Consider the following 19,667-nt stretch of genomic DNA (forward strand, 5'->3'; position numbering starts at 1 on the left):
GCACCGAGCGGTTGTCACGGTCTCGCCGGCGTCCGAACACCGCGAACCTCCCTGGTACGACTGGCTGCCTGCCGGCGTGGTTGCTGTGTGTGCCGGCCGGGTGAGTTGTCCGCCGGCGGCAGCTGCCGCCGACCTGGCTTGGCCTGCGGCCGCTGGTCGCTGACCTTGATCCGGGTGGCGGTGAGCGCACCGCCGCTGCCGGTTGTGGACTGTCTGGGCGCGGTCAGCTCCCGCACCCACATGGTGATCACGGCGCCCAGGGGGCGCTCGTGGCTGATCCGCGAGCCGACCAGCCGGGTGATGACCACGGTGATCACCAGCGCCCACGCGACGCTGAAGAAGCCGAAGCCGATCCCGATCCGCCGCTCGACGGTGAGGGTGAGGAAGAACACGGCGAGGCCGATGCCCCAGGAGACGTACCGGGCGCGCCACGGGAACGTCGCCTTGGGCGGGCCGAGCCAGACGGCGTCGACCCGGTAGACCTCGTCGTCAGTGCGGATCCGCACGCCCGCTCACCCGGTGAACAGGCCGGCGAGCCACTTGCCGATGTCGACGCCCGCTCCCGTGATCGCGATACCGATGATGGCCAGCGCCACGATGACGCCACCGATGCGGCGCATGACACCAGCGTTGTCGCCCTTGCCGCCGCCCAGCCAGAGCAGCAGCAGCGCGACTGCGAGCAACAGCAGCGGCACGAGATTGCCGGTGATCCAGTTCTGGACGTTGGTGGTCTTGAGGGGCGTGTCGGCCACAAGGGTGATGAGGCTGCTGGTGGCGGTCATGTCCTACTCCGGAGTGCGTGGAGTGTTAACTGCCGGGGGGCGCCCCCGGTCGGCGCTGGCGAGTACAGCACGAGTGGTGGTGCCCGGCGTAGATGTCCCGGCCTGCTTGGCTGTCCCGGCTTGACTTGTCACAGTGTAGGGGTCGTCAGCGCCCTGGGTTGATCCAAAACGTTCCCCTCGGCCGCGTATTACGTCTAATCTGGCTCCACCCATCATCGGTGGCGAGGGCCGGATGGAGAACACGTGACACGGAATTCTCCCGCTTGCCGGAACAGTTCACCCGCTTGCGACAAAGCTCATCACACAGTGTGCGTCGACAACGGTAACACCGTGACAGACCTGACCTGTTCGGCTGACGGACCTGGCGACAGGGCCCGTGTGCTGCTGGACTTCGGTGACGGACGGCTCACCCCTCCTCAAGCAGGGATGTTCGCATGGCCCAGCAACCCGAGCTAGACCATGGCGAGGACGTCTCGCTGCACGCCGACCAGGCTACCGGCCGGAGCCGGGTCGCGGGCCGCCGGGTCCAGCGCACCGTGAACTTCGACCAGGAGGTCCTCGACCGCGCCCGGGCCGCCGCCGCGCACCTGGCCACCCACACGCCGGAGGCCGGCGTGCGCAGCCTGGCCGACATCGTCAACCCGGCCGTGGCCGAGCGCGTGGCCGAGCTGGAGGAGCGCTTCAACTCGGGCCAACCGTTCGAACCAGTCTTCCGCCTCCCGGCCGGTAGGCCACGAGAGTGGCAGTGACATGGCGCCGCCTTCGGCGCCGCGGCTCGGCCCCCGGGTAGCCGATGCCTCGCCCTTGCCGGATTTAGCCCGCCGCGTCGGCTTGGGTGGGGTGGGCGCGTGGGGTGGCGGCGGTCGAAATCCGGCAACCGGGCGAAGCACCGGCGGGGCCTCGCGCTCTCTGTCGGAGCACGAGCCCCTCACCAGGGGATGGGTGCGAACGAGTCGGCTTGTAAGCCGGATCCTGTACCTGGTTTGCGCCAGGCAGCGGCCATCCATCTTGGCCTGCCGTTGCCGGCAGGCTCCAGCGGCCTACCCGCAGGCATCGGGCGGGCAGCCCTCGAACGCCTGCGCAGGCGCCGCGTGCGGCGCCCTCTTGGCCTTGCTCCGGGTGGGGTTTACCTAGCCACCCCGGTCACCCGGGGTGCTGGTGGTCTCTTACACCACCGTTTCACCCTTACCCGGCCGCCTCGCGGCGTCCGGGCGGTCTGTTCTCTGTGGCACTGTCCCGCGGGTCGCCCCGGGTTGCCGTTAGCAACCACCCTGCCCTGTGGAGTCCGGACTTTCCTCGGCGGCGGACCGGGGCCCGCCGACGCGGCCGCCCTGCCGACTCGTCCGCGTCGCCCAGCCTAGTACGGGCCCGTCCCAGGGTCTGGAATGGGCTGGTCGACGCGTTGACCGTATTTGGGCTCCGTGCTCTACTCGCTGCATGGTCGCGGTTTTCCGACTCACCCGCCGTCGTCACGTGGATTTGGTCCGCGTCGCGGCGAGTGCCTGTCGAACCTGGTAGATCGTCCTCATTCTCCCCGTGATCCCGAGCGGGTTTCTTCTGTGTACGACACAAATTTCTGGAGAAGCCTTGTCCGAACACGTCGGATACGAGCCGGTGAAATTCGCCTACTGGGTGCCGAACGTCAGCGGCGGACTGGTCGTCAGCCGGATCGAGCAGCGCACCGACTGGGGCTACGACTACAACCGGAAACTGGCGGTGCTGGCCGAGAACAACGGTTTCGAGTACGCGCTGAGCCAGGTCCGCTACATCGCCGGCTACGGCGCGGCCTACCAGCACGAGTCCACGAGCTTCAGCCTGGCGCTGCTGCTGGCGACCGAGCGGCTCAAGGTCATCGCGGCGGTGCACCCGGGCCTGTGGCAGCCGGGTGTGCTGGCGAAGATGCTGGCCACGACCGATCACCTGTCAGGCGGCCGGGCGGCGGTGAACGTCGTCAGCGGCTGGTTCAAGGACGAGTTCACCAAGCTGGGCGAGCCGTGGCTGGAACACGATGAGCGTTATCGGCGGTCGGAGGAGTTCATCCGCGTGCTGCGGGAGATCTGGACGTCCGAGCACGCCGAGTTCCGCGGCGACTTCTACCGTCTGCACGACTTCGATCTGAAGCCGAAACCGCTGGCGAGCGAGGGCCGGCCGCATCCGGAGATCTTCCAGGGCGGCAACTCCACGGCGGCCCGCGCGATGGCCGGCCGGGTGTCGGACTGGTATTTCAGCAACGGCAAGGACTTCGACGGCGTCACCGAGCAGATCGCCGAGGTGAACGCGACCGCCGAGCAGCACAATCGACGCGTTCGATTCGGCTTGAACGGCTTCCTCATCGCGCGGGACACCGAGGCCGAGGCCAAGGAAGTGCTGCGGGAAATCGTGGCCAAGGCCGATGTCGAGGCGGTCGAGGGATTCGGCTCCGCGGTCAAGCAGGCCGGGCAGTCGACCGGCGACAAGACCGGGATGTGGCAGGACTCGACGTTCGACGACCTGGTCCAGTACAACGACGGCTTCCGCACCCGGCTGATCGGCACGCCCGAGCAGGTGGCGACGCGGATCGTGGAGTACCGGCGCCGCGGCGTCGACCTGCTGCTGCTCGGCTTCCTGCACTACCTCGAAGACGTCGAGTACTTCGGCCGCAAGGTGCTGCCGATCGTCCGCGAGCTGGAGGCGGACCTGGACAAGTCATCCGCGACGCCCGAACCGGTGCCCGCGAGCTGAACCACTCCCCTGCCTCGGTGCAGTGGCGGCAGCCGCTGCACCGAGGCGACCCAGGAGGTCGCCATGTCGACAGTGCTCTTGCTCTCCGGCAGCCCGTCGCCGGACTCCCGAACCGCGGTGCTGCTCGCGCACACCGGCGATTGGCTGGCCTCGCACGGGCACGAGGTGCAGACGCTGCACGTGCGCGAGCTGCCGACCTCGGCGCTGCTGACGTCCAACACCGAGCACCCGGCGATCCGGGCAGCGGTCAGCCAGGTGCACCGGGCCGATGGCGTGATCGTGGCCAGCCCGGTCTACCGCGCGGCCTACAGCGGACTGGTCAAGGCGTTCCTCGACCTGCTGGCGGACAACGCGCTGGCCCGGAAGGTGGTGCTGCCGCTGGCCACCGGCGGCACGCAGGGCCACCTCGTGGCGATCGACTACGCGCTGCGGCCGATGCTCACGGCCATGGGCGCGGACCGGCTGGTGCCGGGCTGCTTCGTGCTCGACCGGCTGATCCAGCCCGGCGACGACGGCGGCGCGATCGCCCCGGACGCGCGGGCGGCCGTCGACGGCGCGCTCGCAGGCTTCGACGAGGCGCTGAGCGCGACCCGGGAACGGCTGGCCGCCGCCTCCTAGCCCAGATACCCCTAGCCCAGGTGAGAGGTGTCGTTGAACAGCCGGACCGAGGCGTTGCCGTCGGGGTAGAACTCGGCGATCGACAGCGAGGCCGTGTCCAGGTGCAGCCGGTAGAGCAGGGACGGGCCGGCGTCCAGCGCCATCCGCAGCAGGCTCTTGATCGGCGTCACATGGCTGACGACGACGATCGTGCCGCCGCCGTACTTGGCGATCAGGTCGTCACGGCCGCGGCGCACCCGGCGGTGCACGGCGTCGAAGCTCTCGCCGCCGGGCGGCGCGACCGAGGTGTCGCCCAGCCACCGGCCGTGCAGCTCCGGATCGCGCTCGGCAGCCTCGCGGAAGGTCAGGCCCTCCCAGGCGCCGAAGTCGGTCTCGATCAGGCCGTCATGGGTGGTCAGCTCGACGCCGACCGCGTCGGCGACGGCCCGGCCGGTCTGCACGGTCCTGGTCAGCGGCGAGGCGACGACGGCCGCGATGTCCGAGACCTTGGCCAGCCGCTCGGCCGCGGCGGCGGCCTGCTGCTCGCCGAGCTCGCTGAGGGAGATCTCGCCGCGGCCGGAGTAGCGGCGCTCGACGGTCAGCGGCGTCTGGCCGTGCCGGAGCAGCAGGAACCGGGTCGGCGTGCCCTGCGCGCCGGTCCAGGCCGCCGGCGCCGTGGGCTTGGCGGCCGGCCTCGAAATGCCGGCCTGCTCGTCCATCGCCTCGTTGGCCAGCCGGTCGGCGTGCTTGTTGCGCTCGCGCGGGATCCACTCGTACGTCACCTCGGCGAAGCCGGCGACGAGCTGCTTGGCCTGGGCGTTGAGCGGCTGCATGGACGGGTGCTTGACCTGCCAGCGGCCGGCCATCTGCTCGATGACCAGCTTGGAGTCCATCCGCACGGCCACGGTGTCGGCCCCGAGCTCGCCGGCCGCGGTCAGCCCGGCGATCAGGCCCCGGTACTCGGCGACGTTGTTGGTGGTGGCGCCCAGGCCCTCGCTGCGCTCGGCCAGCACGTCGCCGGTGTCGGCGTCGAACACGACGGCGCCGTAGCCGGCGGGACCGGGATTGCCCCGGGACCCGCCGTCGGCCTCGACGATCACCTTCACAGGCCGGACTCCGCGGTCCGCACGAGGATGGCCCCGCACTCGTCGCAGGTCACGACATCGTCGGCGGCGGCCGCCTTGATCGTCGACATGGTGGTGCGGTCGATCTCGATCCGGCACGCGCCGCAGCGGCGGCCCCGCAGCAGGCCCGCGCCGATGCCGCGCTGCTTGCGCACCCGCTCGTACAGGCCGAGCAGGTCGGCGGCGAAGCCCTTGACCATGATCTCGCGCTCGGCGACCCGCTTGGACTCCGTGCTGTCCAGGTCGGCCAGCGCGGTGTCGCGGCGGCCCTGCGCGTCGGACAGCGCGGCCTGGGCCTTCTCCAGCTCGACGCGGGAGTGGTTGGTGTCGCCGTCGACCGCCTCGCGGCGCTCCATCAGCTCCAGCAGGTCGTCCTCCAGCACGCCCTGACGCCGCTGGAGCGTGGCCAGCTCGTGCTCAAGGTCGGACAGCTGCTTGGAGCTGACGTTGCCGTCGGCCATCAGCTTGCGGTCCCGGTCCTCGCGGGCCCGGACCTGCTCGATCTCGAGCTCCTGGCGGCGCACCTCGCGGTCCAGGTCGCCCAGCGAGGTCTCGACGGCCACCAGCGCGTCCCGCTTGGCCTGCACGGACTGCTCGGCCCCGGTGATCTCGGCCAGCTCGGGCAGCGTGCGCCTGCGGTGGTTCACCCGGCTCAGCTCGGCGTCGACCTCGGCGAGATCGAGCAGCCTGCGCTGGACATTGGCGTCAGCTTTCACTGGGTGCCCCCTTGAGGATCGTGCCGGTCGCTGCTCCGCGCGTGCAGAGTCCAGGGGTCCGTCCGGCGGGTGGAGACGAAGGTGTCGACGGTACCCGGCAGGGCGGCGGACACGACGTCCGCGGCCTGCTGGCACCAGGGCCATTCGCTGGCCCAGTGGGCGACGTCGACCAGCGCGGGCTGGTCGGCGCCGGGTTCGAGGTGCTCGCCGGCCGGGTGGTGGCGCAGGTCGGCGGTGACGTAGGCGTCCACGCCGGCCCGGGTGGCGTGCCCGAGGTAGGAATCGCCGGCGCCACCGGAAACGGCCACCGTGTGGATCATCCGGTCCGGGTCGCCGGCTGCGCGCACGCCCCACTCGGTGGCCGGCAACGCGTCGGCGACCCGCTGCACGAACACGGAGAACGGCTCGGCGGCGGGCAGTATTCCGATGCGGCCGATGCCGGTGCTGCTGCCGGGTTCGCGTGGGTCGAGGGGCCGCTCGACGGTCAGGCCGAGGGCCGCGGCGAACGCGTCGGAGACGCCGGGATCGGCGGAGTCGGCGTTGGTGTGGGCGCAGAACAGCGCGACGCCGGCCCGGATGAGCCGGTGCACGATGCGGCCCTTGGGAGTGTCGGCCGGGACGCCGTGCACGCCACGCAGCATCAGCGGGTGGTGGGCGACGATCATCTGCGCGTCTTCGTCCAGCGCCTGATTGACCGTCGCCTCGACGACGTCGACGCAGAACAGCACGCGCCGCACCGGTTCGGCCGGATCGCCGCAGACGAGGCCGACGGCGTCCCAGGACTCGGCGAACTCCGGCGGATAGGCGCGTTCCAGCGCGGTGACGACGTCCCCAACGGTCGTGGTCATGCCAGTACCTCACGCAGGGCGGTCAGGAGGGGCTCGGACTGTTCGGGCGTGCGGACGGCGATCCGGAGGTGGTCGGCGTCGAGCCCGGGGAAGGTGTCGCAGCGCCGCACGGCAAGGCCGCGTTCGCGGAGGGTGGTCCTGATGGACAGCCCGTCTTTGACGGTCAGCAACAGGAACGGGGCCGATGCCGGTTCGTTGACGTGAACTCCCGGCAGGTCGTTCAGCGCGCGGATCAGCTCGGCTCGATTCGTCTCGAACTCGGCGGCGGCCCGCTCGGCCTCGGCCAGGGCGGGCGGTTCGCTGCACGCGCGGAAGGCTTCTAGCGCAAGCGTGCCGACCGGCCACTGCGGCCGGTGCGCGGCCAGCCGCGCGAGCAGATCCGGCGCGCCGATCACGTAGCCGGCGCGCAGGCCGGGAAGCGCCCACATCTTGGTCAGGCTGCGGAAGACCAGCAGGCCGTCGGCGTCGCTGCCGGACAGCGATTCGCGCTCGCCGGGAACGGCGTCGATGAACGCCTCGTCGACGACGACCGTGCGGCCGGGCCTGGCCAGCGCCACCAGGTCGGCGGCGGGATGCAGCACCGAGGTCGGGTTGGTCGGGTTGCCGACGACAACCAGGTCGGCGTTCTCCGGCACGTCGCCCGGGTGCAGCCGATAGCCGTCCTCGGGCGACAGCTGGACGCGGTGCACGGGGACGCCGGCGTCGGTCAGCGCCACCTCGGGCTCCGTGAACGACGGATGCACGACGGCCGCCAGCTTCGGGCGCAGCTGCGGCAGCAGGGCAAAGCCCTCGGCCGAGCCGTTCAGCAGAAGCACCCGATCGTGTGGTTGTCCGTGACGGTCGGCGACCGCCCGCACGGCCGCGGCGTGATCGGCGGCGGACGGATAGCCGCCGATCCGGTCGAGCGCGGCGGCGAGCCGGTCGCGCAGCCAGCCCGGCGGGCGGGCCAGCCGCACGTTGACGGCGTAGTCGACCAGACCAGGCTCGGCGTCGACGTCCCCGTGGTGGCGCAGGAGCGCACGCGAGATCGATTGGCTGGTCATCGCGTGGAAGTCTAAGGGGGTGATGGTCAGCTTCATCTGCACCGGCAACATCTGCCGGTCCCCCATGGCCGAGTTGGTCTTCCGCGAGCACCTGCGGCGGGAGGGTCTGGCCGACGTCGTCGAGGTGAACAGCGCCGGCACCGGCCCGTGGCACGTCGGCGAGCCGGCCGACGAGCGGGCGCGACGGACGCTGGCGCGGCACGGGTACCCGACCGACCACGTCGCCGCCCAGGTCGACAACCGGCATCTCGGCGCGGATCTGCTGGTCGCGCTGGACAGCGGGCACGCGCGGACGGTGCGGCGCGTCGCCGACGCCCCGGAGCGGGTGCGGCTGCTGCGCTCGTTCGACCCGGACGCCGGCGAGGACCTCGACGTGCCGGACCCGTACTACGGCGACCAGGACGGCTTCGAGGAGGTGCTGGCCATGGTCGAGGCCGCAACACCCGGATTGATGACATGGGTTCGCGACAATCTGTGACGGAGGCCGTGGCGGAGATCACCGGTCTTGAGCCGGTCTCCGTGCACGGGTTGTCGTCGTCGGTGTGGGAGGTCGAGCTGGCCGACGGGGATCTGGTCGTCGCCAAGCGCACCGAGGGGGCCGAGGCCGAGGCGGCCGGCCTGGAATGGCTGGCCGAATCGGGCTCGGTGCCGGTGCCTGGCGTGCGCGGGCACGACTCCCGCTGGCTGGTGATCGAGCAGATCGAGCCTGGCCCCGCTTCACCCGCAGCGGCGGAGCGGTTCGGACGTCAGCTGGCCGCGCTGCACGCCTCGGGGGCAAACGCTTTCGGGGAGGCTCCGCCCGGGGCCCCGCCGTCGGGCTGGATCGGGCTGGCGGCAATGGATTACGCGTCGGAGGCCGGCTGGCCCGGCTGGTACGCGGAGCACCGGATCGCGCCGTACCTATCGCGGGCCACTGCTCTGAGCGCCGCCGAAAAGGGCGTTTTTGAACAGGTCTGTGCGCGCATCGAGGAGCTGGCCGGACCGGAGGAGCCGCCGTCCCGACTGCACGGGGACCTGTGGAGCGGCAACGTGCACTGGGCGGCCGACGGCCGGGTGTGGCTGATCGATCCGGCGGCCCACGGCGGGCACCGCGAGACCGATCTGGCGATGCTGCACCTGTTCGGGTGTCCGCACCTGGACCAGGTGCTTCGCGGCTACCAGTCGGTGTCGCCGTTGGCCACCGGCTGGCAGCGGCGGATCCCGCTGCACCAGCTCTTCCCGCTGCTGGTGCACGTCGAGCTGTTCGGCCATTCGTACACACATCAGGCCGTGAGTGCTGCGCGGCAGGCCCTTCAGCTGTGAGGATCGCGGCATGATCGACGTGACCGGATGGCAGTGGCTGAACGAACCCAGGTCATGGTCGGCGGGCGACGCGCTGACCGTGCGCACCGACCCGAGCACCGACTTCTGGCGCACCACGCACTACGGATTCGTCCGCGACAACGGGCACGTGCTGGCCCGCGAGGTGAGCGGCGACTTCCGGCTGCGGACCCGGTTCGCCGGGGCCTACACGCACCAGTACGACCAGGCCGGCGCCATGGTGCGCATCGACGAGGAGAACTGGGTCAAGACCGGCATCGAGTACGTCGACGGCCGGCAGAACGCCAGCGTCGTCGTCACCCGTGGCTTGTCCGACTGGTCCGTCACCCCGATCGAGACCGTCGACCAGGTCTCCATCGAGATCGAGCGGACCGGCGACACCGTGACCGTGCGCTACGGCGTCGGCGAGGACGAGCCCACCGTCATGCTGCGCCTGGCCTACTACCCGCCGGCCGTGCCCACCCTGGCCGGCGTGATGTGCGCCTCCCCGGACGGCCCCGGCTACACCGTCGCCTTCGACCGGTTGGAGCTCACCACCGGGTGAGGCATACCGTGGGGTCGTGCGGTTCCGGTTCCTGCTCCAGCCCAACTGGCTCCTGCTCACGCTGGTGGTGTTCGTGTTCACCGCCGCGTGCTACGCGGTGCTGGCCCCGTGGCAGTTCAGCCGCAACGCCGACCAGCAGGCCCAGAACTCCGCCCTGACCTCCTCCTTCACCAGCAAGCCCGTGCCGCTGGACTCGCTCGTCCCGGCCGGCGTCGAGCCGTCCGGGCAGGCCGTGTGGCGGCTGGTCACCATGACCGGCCGCTACGAGCCGGCCGGCGAGACCATGGCCCGGCTGCGGACCGTGCAGGGCGAGCCCGCCTTCGAGATCGTCACCCCGTTCCGGTTGACCGACGGCCGCACCGTCCTCGTCGACCGCGGCCACGAGGCGCCCCAGGCCGGCCGCTCCGTGCCCACCTACCTCGCGCCGCCCACCGGCCAGGTCACCATCACCGCCCGTGCCCAGGACGACGAGCCCGCCGACAAGCGCCCCAGCTTCCTCGACACCGGCAAGCGGCAGATCTACTCCATCAACGCCGCCACCGTCGCCACCGCCACCGGCGTCCGCCTCGACCCCGGCTACTACCAGCTCGACCAGAACCAGCCCGGCGTCGTCGCCGGCGGCGCCATCCCCCTGCCCCAGCTCGACGACGGCCCCTACTTCTCGTACGCCATCCAGTGGCTCATCTTCGGCTCCATGGCCCTGTTCGGCTGGGGCTACTTCACCTGGCGCGAGGCCCGCCCCGGCGGCGCCCTCGACAACACCGACAAGCCCGCCAAGCCCAAGCGCAAGTCCGTTGCCGAGATCCTCGCCGAGGACGAGGCCCTCGAACGCGAACAGGCCGCCGCCAAGGGCTGAGAAATCACTGGACGACGGACGGCCGCGTGCCGGTTTCAAGGAACTCCCGCAACCCACGCCGCACCATCTGAATTGGTACCTCGACGTCAGCCGGCACCTCACTCAGGCTGCCCATATAGACGTATTCAACAAAATCCTCAGGACTGCCAGCGCCTTTGGTGCTTCCGCCATCCGCGGTCTGAAAGACGATGAAGCCCTGGTCGTGACCGAGACCGACTTCCATGACACCGCGCTTCCAGTCACCGGCCACCGCCACTTGAACCATCACCGGAACCCGATTGCTCACGGTTTCATCGAGGATACGGTCGACCAGTTCGTCAAGCTGCGTCGCTGTCTCCACCACGAGCGGGCTTGCTTCGCCATCGGCCGCGTGCCGGTACCACACCTCTAGCGCCACCATGGCGTCGCCCCTCCCCGGAAAGTCTTCTTGTAGTTCGGGCCGTAAACAGTGAGAGCGTATCCCGCCGGCAAAATAACCGGCACGAGCGAGTCACACCCGTAAGGACCCTCACACGGAACATTGTTTATCAAGATGTCCATCGACACGCATTCCTCCCGCGCCATACGCGCGGCGACCTTTTGTTCAACGTCAGATACCCGAGCGGCCGGAGCTCGAAGCGGAATTCCCTGAGCTTTCAGCAGTCGCCATGCTTCCGTGGCATCGTCGTCACGACCGCTGACCACACGGTGCCTGTTTCCTTCTTCATCAAGCCACACGCCGTGTGTCTTGTTGCCTTCGACGTTGGGATCAGGCACTGGCGGCGGCAAGCTCTCCGCAAGCTCGGACACCTCGGCAGCGGACAGCCGCTTGCCCCGTCGAGGCCGATCACCGGCTTTTTGACGTCGCGCTGGTGGCGATGACGTCCCGGAACCGCCGAGTCGATCGAGGTACGCCCGTATCTTCGACTGAAGGAGACGCACCTGCTCCTGCACATCACGGGTCAGGCTTGTGGCCTGTCGAAAGCTGTCGACCAACTCCGTGGCCGCGGTGTTGTTGCTCCCGGCGACGGTCTCCCGAACAGTGGCGCTGGCTGTGTCCAAGGCGTCAACGGCACCAGCGACTCCTTGCTGCGGCAACTGTTCAAGGGCACCGCGAACCAGTCTGCCGACCTCGTCGATGGACGCCACCAACCACCGCCAATGCTCGCTGCCGCCCCCAGCAGACCGAACCGCCGATCGGGCGTCAACTGCTTGGCGAATCACTTCTCCGGCGTTCAGCGACGGCGGCGGAGGCCGATGGTGAGGGCCAGGAGGGCGGAGACGGCGGAGGCGGAGGCGCCGACGACGCGGGAAAGTTCCACCGCTCGGGTGACGTGGCCGGCGTCGGGGCTGCGGCCGTGGCCGAGGACGGGGCGCTCCTCGGTGCCGTGGGAGTAGACGGTGCGGCCGCCGAGGCGGATCTCCAGGGCGCCGGCGAAGGCGGCCTCGACCTGGCCGGCGTTGGGGCTGGGGTGGGCGGAGGCGTCGCGGCGCCAGGTCTGCCAGGCGCTGCGGGCGGAGCCGCCGACGACGGGGGCGCCGGCGGCGGTGAGCACGGCGGCGAGGCGGGAGGGGACGAGGTTGGCCAGGTCGTCGAGGCGGGCGGCGGCCCAGCCGAACTTGGCATAGCGGGCGGAGCGGTGCCCGACCATGGCGTCGAGGGTGTTGGCGGCGCGGTAGCCGAGCAGGCCGGGCACGCCGGCCACGGCGCCCCAGAACAGGGGGGCGACGACGGCGTCGGAGGTGTTCTCGGCCACGGACTCGACGGTGGCCCGGGCCAGCCCGGCGGCGTCCAGGCTGGAGGGTTCGCGTCCGCAAAGGTTTGGCAGCCGCTCACGGGCGGCGGCGATGTCGCTGGCGTCGAGCTCGCGGCCCATGGCGGTGCCCTCGGTGGCCAGGGAGGCGCCGCCGAGCACGACCCAGGTGGCGAGCGCGGTGGTGGCGACCTGCACGAGGGGCCGACGCCGACCGAGCCGCTCGACGGCGATGCCGGCCGCGACCGCACCCCCGGTGAGCAGGGCACTGTGCACAACGCCGGGGATCTTGTGGTCGCGGTAGACGGCCCGTTCCAGCGCGGCGGCGGTGGTCCCGAAGGCGGCGACGGGGTGCCATCGCCTCGGGTCGCCGAACACCGCGTCGGCCGCCGTTCCGAGCAGCAGGCCGACCGCCCTGGCAGCGTTCACTCCGCAGACCCCCGTGTTTCCCGCCTCGTCAGGTCGAAGACGTTATCGCCCGCTCATCACCCTTTCGGCGACAGGTGGCTCAGCGGCCGGGCGCGGGCCGGTTAATGTGGCCGACCGTGGAGCAGGAGCAGCACGTCCAGGACACCCTCGTGGGCGCGGAGTCGACCGATCGCCGGCTGCTGCTGTACGCGTACCTCCAGCCCCGCGAGCACCATCGCACCTATCTGACGACGATGCGCCTGTTCGCCTCGACGCTGCTGGCCGACCTGTCGGCCGGCGAGGTGGCGGCCAAGCTGGCGGCGGCCGAGCGGGAGGGGCTGATCGACCCGGGCGAGTCCCGGATCGAGACGGTGATCGCGCGGCTCAAGCAGCTGGTGGAGTGGGGCAACCTGGTGCCGGGGCGGCGCGAGGTGATCGCGGCCAGCATCGCCGAGTTCCAGCACGGCAGCGTGCGCTACCAGGTCAGCAAGCTGGCGGTGCGGGTCCAGCGGGACGTGGACGAGCTGCTGCGGGTGCCGGAAGGCGCGCGGGAGGTGTCCCGGGAGCTGCTGCCGGCCATCGAGCGCGGCCTGGGCGCCCTGGGCAAGTCGTTGTCGGACGCGGTGTTCACCGAGGGCGGGCCGGGCGCGAAGCGGGCCCGGGAGGCGCTGGCCGAGCAGGTCACGACGCTGTTCCTCCAGCACGCCGAGCTCGCGGTGACGGTGCGCGACTTCTACGCCTACCTGGGCCAGATCGTCACGCGGCACCATCTGGCCCCGGACGAGATCTCCGGGTTCCGCAACCTGCTGGTCGAGTACATCCAGATGGTCGTGGAGGACGTGCTGCGGCACACGCCGGCCATCGCGGAGTCGCTGGGGCAGCTGGCGCGGGGCCGCGGCGAGCTGCTGCGGCTGCTGGGCCCGGCCAACGCGCTGGGGTCCGAAGACCTGGCCATCGAACGCTCACGCGGCCGGACCATCGCCGACTGGCAGGACCTGACCGACTGGTTCGTCGACCGTCCGGGTCGACCCAGTCAGGTGACGGCGCTACGGGAGGCGACCGGTCGCGCGATCGGCTCGCTGCTGGCGAGCGTGAAGCGGGCGACCTCGGGCGGCGGGCTGCTGCCGGGTCGCCGGGCCGAGCTGCTGAAGCTGGCCGGCTGGTTCGACGGGGCGACCGCGGACCAGGCGCACTCGCTCTACGCCGCCGCGTTCGGGCTCTATTCGGCCCGCAATCTGCTGCCGTCGCCGGAGCACGACGGTGACGACGAACACACCCCATGGCGTGACGGTCCCGTGCTCGATGTGACGGTGAGTGTCCGCAGCCGGGGTGACCGCGGCGCCCGGGGCCGGACGTCGCGGATCGTCGACGACCCGATCACCGAGCAGGCGCTGCTGGCCGACGCCCGCGCCGTGGACAAGAAGCGCTCGGAGGCGGTGACCGAGCTGGTCGAGGCGGCGCCGACGATCGAGGAGAGCCGGCTGTCCCATGGCGCCCTCGACGTGTTGTGCGAGCTGTTGACGATGGCGATGGCCCAGCGCGAGCGGGCCGAGGACGTCGGCGCGGCGGCCGACCCGGTGCGCGGGCTGAAGCTCACCGTCACTCCCGAGGAAGGCCGGACGACGACCATCAAGACCGCGGGCGGAACGCTGACCCTGCACAACGCCTCGGTCGCGCTGGAGGCCGGCGCATGAAAGACGTGCTCGACGGCCTCTCCGACATCGACGCGGCCAACGTGGTCCGCTGCGCACGCGTGCTGCTAAGGCGGCCTTTGTTGCGTGCCGACGGACCAGATGGCGATCTGCTACCGCTGGTCTACCGGCATCGCACCACCTTGCAGGACCTGTTCGCCGGGCTGCTGGCGTACCGGCTCGTGGTGGAGCGGCGCTTCGCCCGCCTGTACAAGCCGGGGCCGGGCGTGGACCCGACCCGGGGCGAGCCGACGCTGTCCCCGCGTGGCTACACCTACTTCGCGTTGACGATCGCGGCGCTGACCGGCGTCGGCCGGCAGGTGCTGTTGTCCCGGCTGGTCACGGACGTGCGGGCGGCGGCGGTCGAGGCCGGCGTGGCCATCACGGACGACCTCCCGGACCGCCGAGCGCTGACGGCGGCGCTGCGGCATCTGCTGGCGCTGGGCGTGATCACGGAGACCGAGGGCACCGTCGCGCCGTGGGGCACCGAGGGTCCGGCCGAGGCGCTGATCACCATCGACACCGATCTGCTCGGCCAGCTGCTGTCCGGCCCGCTGTTGGAGGCGACCGGCCCCGGTCACCTCATCGAGCTGGCCGCCCGGCCCGGCCCCCGCGGCGCCGAGCATGCCGTGCGGCGCAAGCTCGTCGAGAATCCGGTGGTGCTCCAGACCGATCTGCCGCCCGAGCACATGGAGTGGCTGCGGCGCAACCAACGGCGCGAATCGAGCCTGCTGGAACGCAACTTCGGGCTGGTCACCGAGACGCGGCTGGAGGGCGTCGCGGTCACCGACCCCGAGGACTACCTCACCGACGTGCTGTTCCCCGGGTCGGGCACGGTCGCCCGGATCGCGCTGCTGGCGCTGCCGGAGCTGATCGCCGACCCGGATCCGGAGCTGTTCGCCGACGACGTCGAGCCGCCCGAGCCGCGCCCGGACGGGCGGCATCCCGTGACGTACGGCCAGGTCCGCGTGATCTGCGCGCAGCTCGTCGAGGACTATCCGGCAGCATGGTCGCGGCAGGCCACCGACGACCTCGACCGGCTCACCAACGATGTGCTGGACCTGTTGGTGCGTATGGGATTGGCGGTGGAAGACCCGGTCGACGGCTGGCTCGTCGCGCCGACCGCGCACCGCTGGGCGCCGCAGCCGGACGACACGCCGGCGCGCAGCGCCCCGCCGCCACCGCCGGCCGAACCCGAAGAGCCCGGCTGGTCCTTGTTCGATGGAGAAGGTGAGCAGTGAGCACACAGCGTTGGACGCTGCACCGCGGTGGCATCGTCAACGTGTGGCAGTACGCCGAGCAGGTCTTCGACTTCTCCGGCGGGCGGGCGATCTTCCAGGGCACCAACGGCTCCGGCAAGTCGCGCACGCTGGAGCTGCTGCTGCCGCTGTGCCTGGACGGGGACCTGCGGCAGCTGGGCTCGAAGGGCTTCGACACGGTCAGCATCCGGCGGCTCATGCTGGACGACTACGACGGCGGCCCGAACCGGATCGGCTACGCGTGGATCGAGCTGCGGCGCGGCGAGGACGAGTACCTGACCTGCGGCCTGGGCGTGAAGGCGTCCAAGACCTCGCAGCAGATCACCGACTCGTGGCGGTTCGTCACGTCGGCGCGGGTGGGCAAGGACCTGCGGTTGGCCGGGCCGGACCGGGTGCCGATCGGGCCCGCGCAGCTGCGGGACCTGATCGGCGCGGACTGCATGTTCGAGGACGCGGCGTTCCGGGCCAAGGTGGCCGAGTCGGTCTACGGCGTGCCGGCCGCCCGCTACTCCGACCTGCTGCACCTGCAACGCACACTGCGCAACCCGGACGTCGGCCTGAAGGTCCTGGAAGGCCAGCTGGAGCAGATCCTCTCGGACGCGCTGCCGCCGCTGGACTCGGCCATGGTCGAGGGCCTGGCCACCTCGTTCGACGACCTGGAGTCGATCCGGGAGAACATCACCCGGCTGACCACGGCCGACTCGGCGCTGACGGCGTTCCTCGGCACCTACTCCGGCTACGCCCTGGCCGGCCTGCGCGGCTTCGGCGACAAGGTGGTCTCCAGTCGTAAGAGCCTGCTGTCGCTGGGTTCCGAGCTGGAGTCGTTGGAGCGCAAGCTCGGCTCGGCACGGGATGGGCGGGTCACCGCCGAGCAGGCGGTCTCCGAGCAGGAGGCTCGGGACAGCCAGCTCGACGCGCGGATCGAGGCGTTGAAGGAGCTGCCGGCGTACCGCGGGATGCGGGATCTCCAGGACCGCGAGCAGCTGGTGGCCCGGTCGCGGTCGGCGGCCGAGGCGGCGCTGGACACCGCCGGCCGGCAGCGGGCGCAGGAGGACCGGGCCGTCGACTCGGTGTTGGCGGTGCTGCGCCGGCTCGGACTGGACATCGACAGTGCCGACGAGCTGGCCGGGCACGCCCGTGAGCGGCTGATGATCGCCGGTCTCGACGGGGAGCTGTGCCCCAAGGTGCCGCCGATGCCGCCGACCGACGCACAGGTGGCGCAGGATCGGGTTCGGGCCAAGCCGGATCCGGAGGCCGAGCCGCTGACGATCGACCGGCGGCTGCTGCCGGCGATCGATCCGCAGTCGCTGTTGGACACGTTGAGCGACGCCGGCCGGCAGGCCGAGCAGGTCGCGACGGAAGCCCGGCGGCGCAACGCTTTGACGCTGTCGCTGCACGAGCGGGCGCTGGCCTCGGATCGTCAGCTGCGTGACGTCGAGGAGCTGCACCGCGCGGCGCGGCAGGCGCAGCTGACCGCCACGGAGGGCGCTGGGCGTCGCAACGAGGCCGGTCAGCAACTGGCGACGGCCGTGGATGTGTGGCGTGAGCAGGCACGGCGGTGGGCTGCCGAGGATGGGCCGCAGCCGCCGACCGCGCAGCGGTTGACGGAGGATCGGGGCGCGGCGCGGGCGGCCCGGGACAGCGTGCGGCAGTGGGCGGCGCCGAAGTCGCACGAGCTGCGGCAGCGCGTCGTGGGCACCGAGCAACGGCTGGACGACCTGCGGGCGACGATCACCCAGTACGAGGCCGAGGTTGTCGCGCTGCGGTCCGGCGGCTCTGACGAGCAGTCGGGTCCGTCGGCGTTCCACCGGTTGGTCGACTTCGTGCCGACGCTGCCGGAGGCCGAGCAGGCGGGCCTGGAGGCGGCGCTGCAGGCGAGCGGGCTGCTGACGGCCCGGGTGTCCGCGACCGGCCGGGTCTCCGACACGGAGCTGGCCGAGGTGATCGCCCTGGCCGGCCCGGCGGCGGCCGGTCGGACACTGGCCGACGTGCTGATTCCGGCGGCGGAGCCGGGGTGCCCGGTGCCGGCCGAGGTCGTGGCCAAGCTGCTGGCGGCCGTGGGTGTCGACAACGACCCGGCGGCGACGGAGACGCCCGGGCTGGTGCTGTCGACCGGCGGCGCGTGGCGGGCCGGCGTCCTGTGCGGGGCGCAGGCGAAGCCGGTGGCGGAGTTCGTCGGCACGGGCGCTCGGGAGGCGGCGCGTCAGCGGCGGCTGGCGGAGCTGAGCTCGGCGGTCGAGCGGCTGCACATCGAGCTGGCCGACGCGGAGCGCATGTGCGACCAGGCCAGGGCGGCCGCCGGCGAGTGGGAGCAGCACGTCGAGGCGTTCCCGGACGACGGCGAGCTGATCTCCGCCCACGCCAAGCTGACCAGCGCCCGTGAGTCGGCCGACGAGGCGGAGCAGCGGGCCTACGACCTGCGGGCCGAGCACCAGGCCAGCGACGAGCGGTGGCATGCGGCGCGGGCCGAGCTGGTGCAGTCGGCGTCCGAGGCCGGCATCGGCCTGGGCGACACCGTCGACACGGAAGCACTCGATCGAGCGAACCGGGCGGCGTCGGAGGCGCGGGTCGCCGCCGAGCAGCTGGCCGAGGCCTTGGCCGGACGGTGCGCGCGGACGGTCATCGACCTGATCGACGCCATGCAGCACCACCACGCGGCGCTGACCGACCGGAGCGAGGCGGAGTCGTCGGCCGATGCCCTGTGCGTCGAGTACGCGGACCGGTCGCACGGGTTGGCCGAGCTGAGTTCGGCGATCGGTGGCGAGGCCGAGGAGGTCTCGCGGCAGCTGTCGGCGTTGGACGCGGAGCGGCGGTCGGTGCGCAAGCAGCTGCCGCAGTCCCGGGAGAAGGTCGTCGAGCTGCGTGAGCAGGCGACGAAGCTGGAAACGTTGCTGGAGACCAAAAGAGCCCAGCTGACCGGCCGCGAGATCGACGCCTCGGGCGCGGTGGAGGCGTTCGAGCAGGCCCTGGCCGCCCCGGGCATCTGGTCGGCGGCGTTCCCCGAGGTCGACGCTCCGTCCGATGTGGACGGTGCGCTGGCGTTGATCGACGGGGCCGCCGACCGCAAGGGATCCACCGAGGGCACGGTGATCGGCAAGCTCCAGGTGTTGCAGACGTCCCTGGCCGGCACGCACGACATCGGGGCCGAGACGGCTGGCGGCGTGCTCACCGTGACCGTCACCGGGGAGGACGGGCCCCGGCCGGTGGCCGACGCCGCGTTGCGGGTGTCGCAGCGGCTGGCCGAGCAGCGGGGCTTCCTCGGCGAGCGGTACCAGTCGATCTTCGCCGACTACCTGATCCGGGACCTGGCCGAGCGGCTGCGCGGCCAGATCGAGGTCGCCGAGGACCTGTGCCGGCGGATGAACGACGTGCTCGACCAGGCCCGATCGAGCCAGGGCGTGCACGTCCAACTGGAGTGGCGGCCGTCGGCGGCCCTGGACGAGCGGACCAAGCAGGCCCTGGAGCTGGTGCGGACCCCGCTGGCCGACCGGACGTCCGAGCAGGACGACCTGCTGCGGCAGGTCATCACCGAGCGGATCGAAGCCGAGCGGGACACGCATTCCAGCGGCTACGCCGAAATTCTGGCGCGGGCCCTGGACTACCGCACCTGGTACTCGTTCACCGTCCGCGTCCGCGACTCCGGGCCCGACGGCAAGCCCCGGGTGCGGCGCCTGCGGCAGCTGTCCTCCGGCGAGACGCGGCTCGTGTCGTACGTGACGCTCTTCGCCGCCGCCGCCTCGTTCTACGACGCCGTCAGCAGCGGCGGCGAGGAGGCCCCGCTGCGGCTGGTGCTGCTCGACGAGGCCTTCGAACGTCTCGACGACCCGACGATCGCCCGCATGCTGGGGCTGCTCGTCGACCTCGACATGGACTGGGTGATCACCTGGCCCAGCGGCTGGGGCGTGTCGTCGAAGATCCCGCGTATGCACATCTACGACGTGCTGCGGCCCAAGAACGGCCGTGGTGTCGCCTGCACGCACACCACCTGGGACGGCGCGGGCCTGGACCGCGAGGACCCGTAAAAG

Annotated in this window: 20 protein-coding genes and 1 other RNA gene; 11 read left to right on the forward strand and 10 right to left on the reverse strand. The window is 71.4% G+C overall.

Annotated elements, in window-relative coordinates; translation table 11 throughout:
• Nucleotides 1-14: 14 nt before the first annotated feature.
• Nucleotides 15-506, reverse strand: a complete 492-nt coding sequence (locus AB0M73_RS34270) for a hypothetical protein (protein ID WP_363899688.1) — start codon at nt 504-506, stop codon at nt 15-17.
• Nucleotides 507-512: 6 nt separating this feature from the next.
• On the reverse strand, nt 513-782 hold the full coding sequence (locus tag AB0M73_RS34275) for a hypothetical protein (RefSeq protein WP_043718970.1): 270 nt from the start codon (nt 780-782) through the stop codon (nt 513-515).
• 434 nt (nt 783-1,216) lie between these two features.
• On the opposite strand from AB0M73_RS34275, the gene AB0M73_RS34280 reads away from it, so the two are divergent.
• Nucleotides 1,217-1,531 carry a hypothetical protein gene (locus AB0M73_RS34280; protein ID WP_363899692.1) on the forward strand — a complete coding sequence of 105 codons (315 nt, stop codon included), beginning with the start codon at nt 1,217-1,219 and terminating at the stop codon, nt 1,529-1,531.
• Nucleotides 1,532-1,727: 196 nt separating this feature from the next.
• On the opposite strand, the gene rnpB is transcribed toward AB0M73_RS34280, so the two are convergent.
• Nucleotides 1,728-2,124: RNase P RNA component class A (gene rnpB, locus AB0M73_RS34285), an RNA gene on the reverse strand.
• A gap of 95 nt (nt 2,125-2,219) precedes the next feature.
• Here rnpB and AB0M73_RS34290 point away from each other — a divergent pair.
• The 3 genes from AB0M73_RS34290 to ssuE all read left to right on the forward strand — a co-directional run bounded on the left by AB0M73_RS34290 (nt 2,220) and on the right by ssuE (nt 4,121).
• The gene (locus AB0M73_RS34290; RefSeq protein WP_363899795.1) at nt 2,220-2,300 is read left to right on the forward strand and encodes a putative leader peptide; all 81 of its coding nucleotides are present in this window, start codon (nt 2,220-2,222) and stop codon (nt 2,298-2,300) included.
• 69 nt (nt 2,301-2,369) lie between these two features.
• Nucleotides 2,370-3,503 carry a dimethylsulfone monooxygenase SfnG gene (sfnG, locus tag AB0M73_RS34295; RefSeq protein ID WP_363899695.1) on the forward strand — a complete coding sequence of 378 codons (1,134 nt, stop codon included), beginning with the start codon at nt 2,370-2,372 and terminating at the stop codon, nt 3,501-3,503.
• Between the two features lie 63 nt (nt 3,504-3,566).
• Entirely contained in the window at nt 3,567-4,121 is a 555-nt protein-coding gene (ssuE, locus tag AB0M73_RS34300) for an NADPH-dependent FMN reductase (RefSeq protein ID WP_363899698.1), read from the forward strand.
• An 11-nt stretch (nt 4,122-4,132) separates the two neighbouring features.
• Here the strand turns inward: ssuE and AB0M73_RS34305 are convergent, their stop codons facing one another.
• Genes AB0M73_RS34305 through cobC form a run of 4 tightly spaced genes read right to left on the reverse strand, consistent with a single transcriptional unit; the run spans nt 4,133 to nt 7,831 of the window.
• Nucleotides 4,133-5,200 carry a bifunctional RNase H/acid phosphatase gene (locus tag AB0M73_RS34305; RefSeq protein WP_363899798.1) on the reverse strand — a complete coding sequence of 356 codons (1,068 nt, stop codon included), beginning with the start codon at nt 5,198-5,200 and terminating at the stop codon, nt 4,133-4,135.
• Between the two features lie 2 nt (nt 5,201-5,202).
• The gene (locus AB0M73_RS34310; protein WP_043718977.1) at nt 5,203-5,940 is read right to left on the reverse strand and encodes a C4-type zinc ribbon domain-containing protein; all 738 of its coding nucleotides are present in this window, start codon (nt 5,938-5,940) and stop codon (nt 5,203-5,205) included.
• Entirely contained in the window at nt 5,937-6,788 is an 852-nt protein-coding gene (locus AB0M73_RS34315) for a Nif3-like dinuclear metal center hexameric protein (protein ID WP_363899700.1), read from the reverse strand. The genes AB0M73_RS34310 and AB0M73_RS34315 overlap by 4 nt, the downstream gene beginning before the upstream one ends.
• Nucleotides 6,785-7,831 carry an Rv2231c family pyridoxal phosphate-dependent protein CobC gene (gene cobC, locus AB0M73_RS34320; protein ID WP_363899703.1) on the reverse strand — a complete coding sequence of 349 codons (1,047 nt, stop codon included), beginning with the start codon at nt 7,829-7,831 and terminating at the stop codon, nt 6,785-6,787. Before cobC ends, AB0M73_RS34315 begins: the two co-directional genes overlap by 4 nt.
• 22 nt (nt 7,832-7,853) lie before the next feature.
• Between cobC and AB0M73_RS34325 the strand changes: the two genes are divergently transcribed.
• Genes AB0M73_RS34325 through AB0M73_RS34340 form a run of 4 tightly spaced genes read left to right on the forward strand, consistent with a single transcriptional unit; the run spans nt 7,854 to nt 10,551 of the window.
• Nucleotides 7,854-8,309 carry a low molecular weight protein-tyrosine-phosphatase gene (locus AB0M73_RS34325; protein WP_363899801.1) on the forward strand — a complete coding sequence of 152 codons (456 nt, stop codon included), beginning with the start codon at nt 7,854-7,856 and terminating at the stop codon, nt 8,307-8,309.
• Complete coding sequence (locus tag AB0M73_RS34330) at nt 8,306-9,133, forward strand: fructosamine kinase family protein (RefSeq protein WP_363899706.1); 828 nt, start codon at nt 8,306-8,308, stop codon at nt 9,131-9,133. The genes AB0M73_RS34325 and AB0M73_RS34330 overlap by 4 nt, the downstream gene beginning before the upstream one ends.
• Nucleotides 9,134-9,143: 10 nt before the next feature.
• Complete coding sequence (locus AB0M73_RS34335; RefSeq protein ID WP_363899709.1) at nt 9,144-9,695, forward strand: DUF1349 domain-containing protein; 552 nt, start codon at nt 9,144-9,146, stop codon at nt 9,693-9,695.
• Nucleotides 9,696-9,711: 16 nt separating this feature from the next.
• Nucleotides 9,712-10,551 carry an SURF1 family cytochrome oxidase biogenesis protein gene (locus tag AB0M73_RS34340; RefSeq protein ID WP_363899711.1) on the forward strand — a complete coding sequence of 280 codons (840 nt, stop codon included), beginning with the start codon at nt 9,712-9,714 and terminating at the stop codon, nt 10,549-10,551.
• 4 nt (nt 10,552-10,555) lie between these two features.
• Here the strand turns inward: AB0M73_RS34340 and AB0M73_RS34345 are convergent, their stop codons facing one another.
• The 3 genes from AB0M73_RS34345 to AB0M73_RS34355 form a co-directional block, all read right to left on the reverse strand.
• Complete coding sequence (locus AB0M73_RS34345) at nt 10,556-10,951, reverse strand: Imm1 family immunity protein (protein WP_363899714.1); 396 nt, start codon at nt 10,949-10,951, stop codon at nt 10,556-10,558.
• Nucleotides 10,939-11,679: a DddA-like double-stranded DNA deaminase toxin gene (locus AB0M73_RS34350; RefSeq protein ID WP_363899717.1), complete on the reverse strand. Its 741-nt coding sequence runs from the start codon at nt 11,677-11,679 to the stop codon at nt 10,939-10,941. Before AB0M73_RS34350 ends, AB0M73_RS34345 begins: the two co-directional genes overlap by 13 nt.
• A gap of 86 nt (nt 11,680-11,765) precedes the next feature.
• Nucleotides 11,766-12,713, reverse strand: coding sequence for a cobalamin biosynthesis protein (locus tag AB0M73_RS34355; protein ID WP_363899720.1), 948 nt, complete (start codon nt 12,711-12,713; stop codon nt 11,766-11,768).
• Between the two features lie 116 nt (nt 12,714-12,829).
• Here AB0M73_RS34355 and AB0M73_RS34360 point away from each other — a divergent pair, with 116 nt between their 5' ends.
• The 3 genes from AB0M73_RS34360 to AB0M73_RS34370 are packed head-to-tail and all read left to right on the forward strand — an operon-like array spanning nt 12,830 to nt 19,664.
• Complete coding sequence (locus AB0M73_RS34360) at nt 12,830-14,386, forward strand: DUF2397 domain-containing protein (protein ID WP_232240884.1); 1,557 nt, start codon at nt 12,830-12,832, stop codon at nt 14,384-14,386.
• The gene (locus AB0M73_RS34365; RefSeq protein ID WP_363899724.1) at nt 14,383-15,624 is read left to right on the forward strand and encodes a TIGR02678 family protein; all 1,242 of its coding nucleotides are present in this window, start codon (nt 14,383-14,385) and stop codon (nt 15,622-15,624) included. Before AB0M73_RS34360 ends, AB0M73_RS34365 begins: the two co-directional genes overlap by 4 nt.
• Entirely contained in the window at nt 15,621-19,664 is a 4,044-nt protein-coding gene (locus AB0M73_RS34370; protein ID WP_363899727.1) for a TIGR02680 family protein, read from the forward strand. The genes AB0M73_RS34365 and AB0M73_RS34370 overlap by 4 nt, the downstream gene beginning before the upstream one ends.
• The last annotated feature ends 3 nt before the right edge of the window (nt 19,665-19,667 follow it).

The sequence above is a fragment of the Kutzneria sp. NPDC051319 genome (assembly GCF_040682195.1).
Taxonomy (GTDB): domain Bacteria; phylum Actinomycetota; class Actinomycetes; order Mycobacteriales; family Pseudonocardiaceae; genus Kutzneria.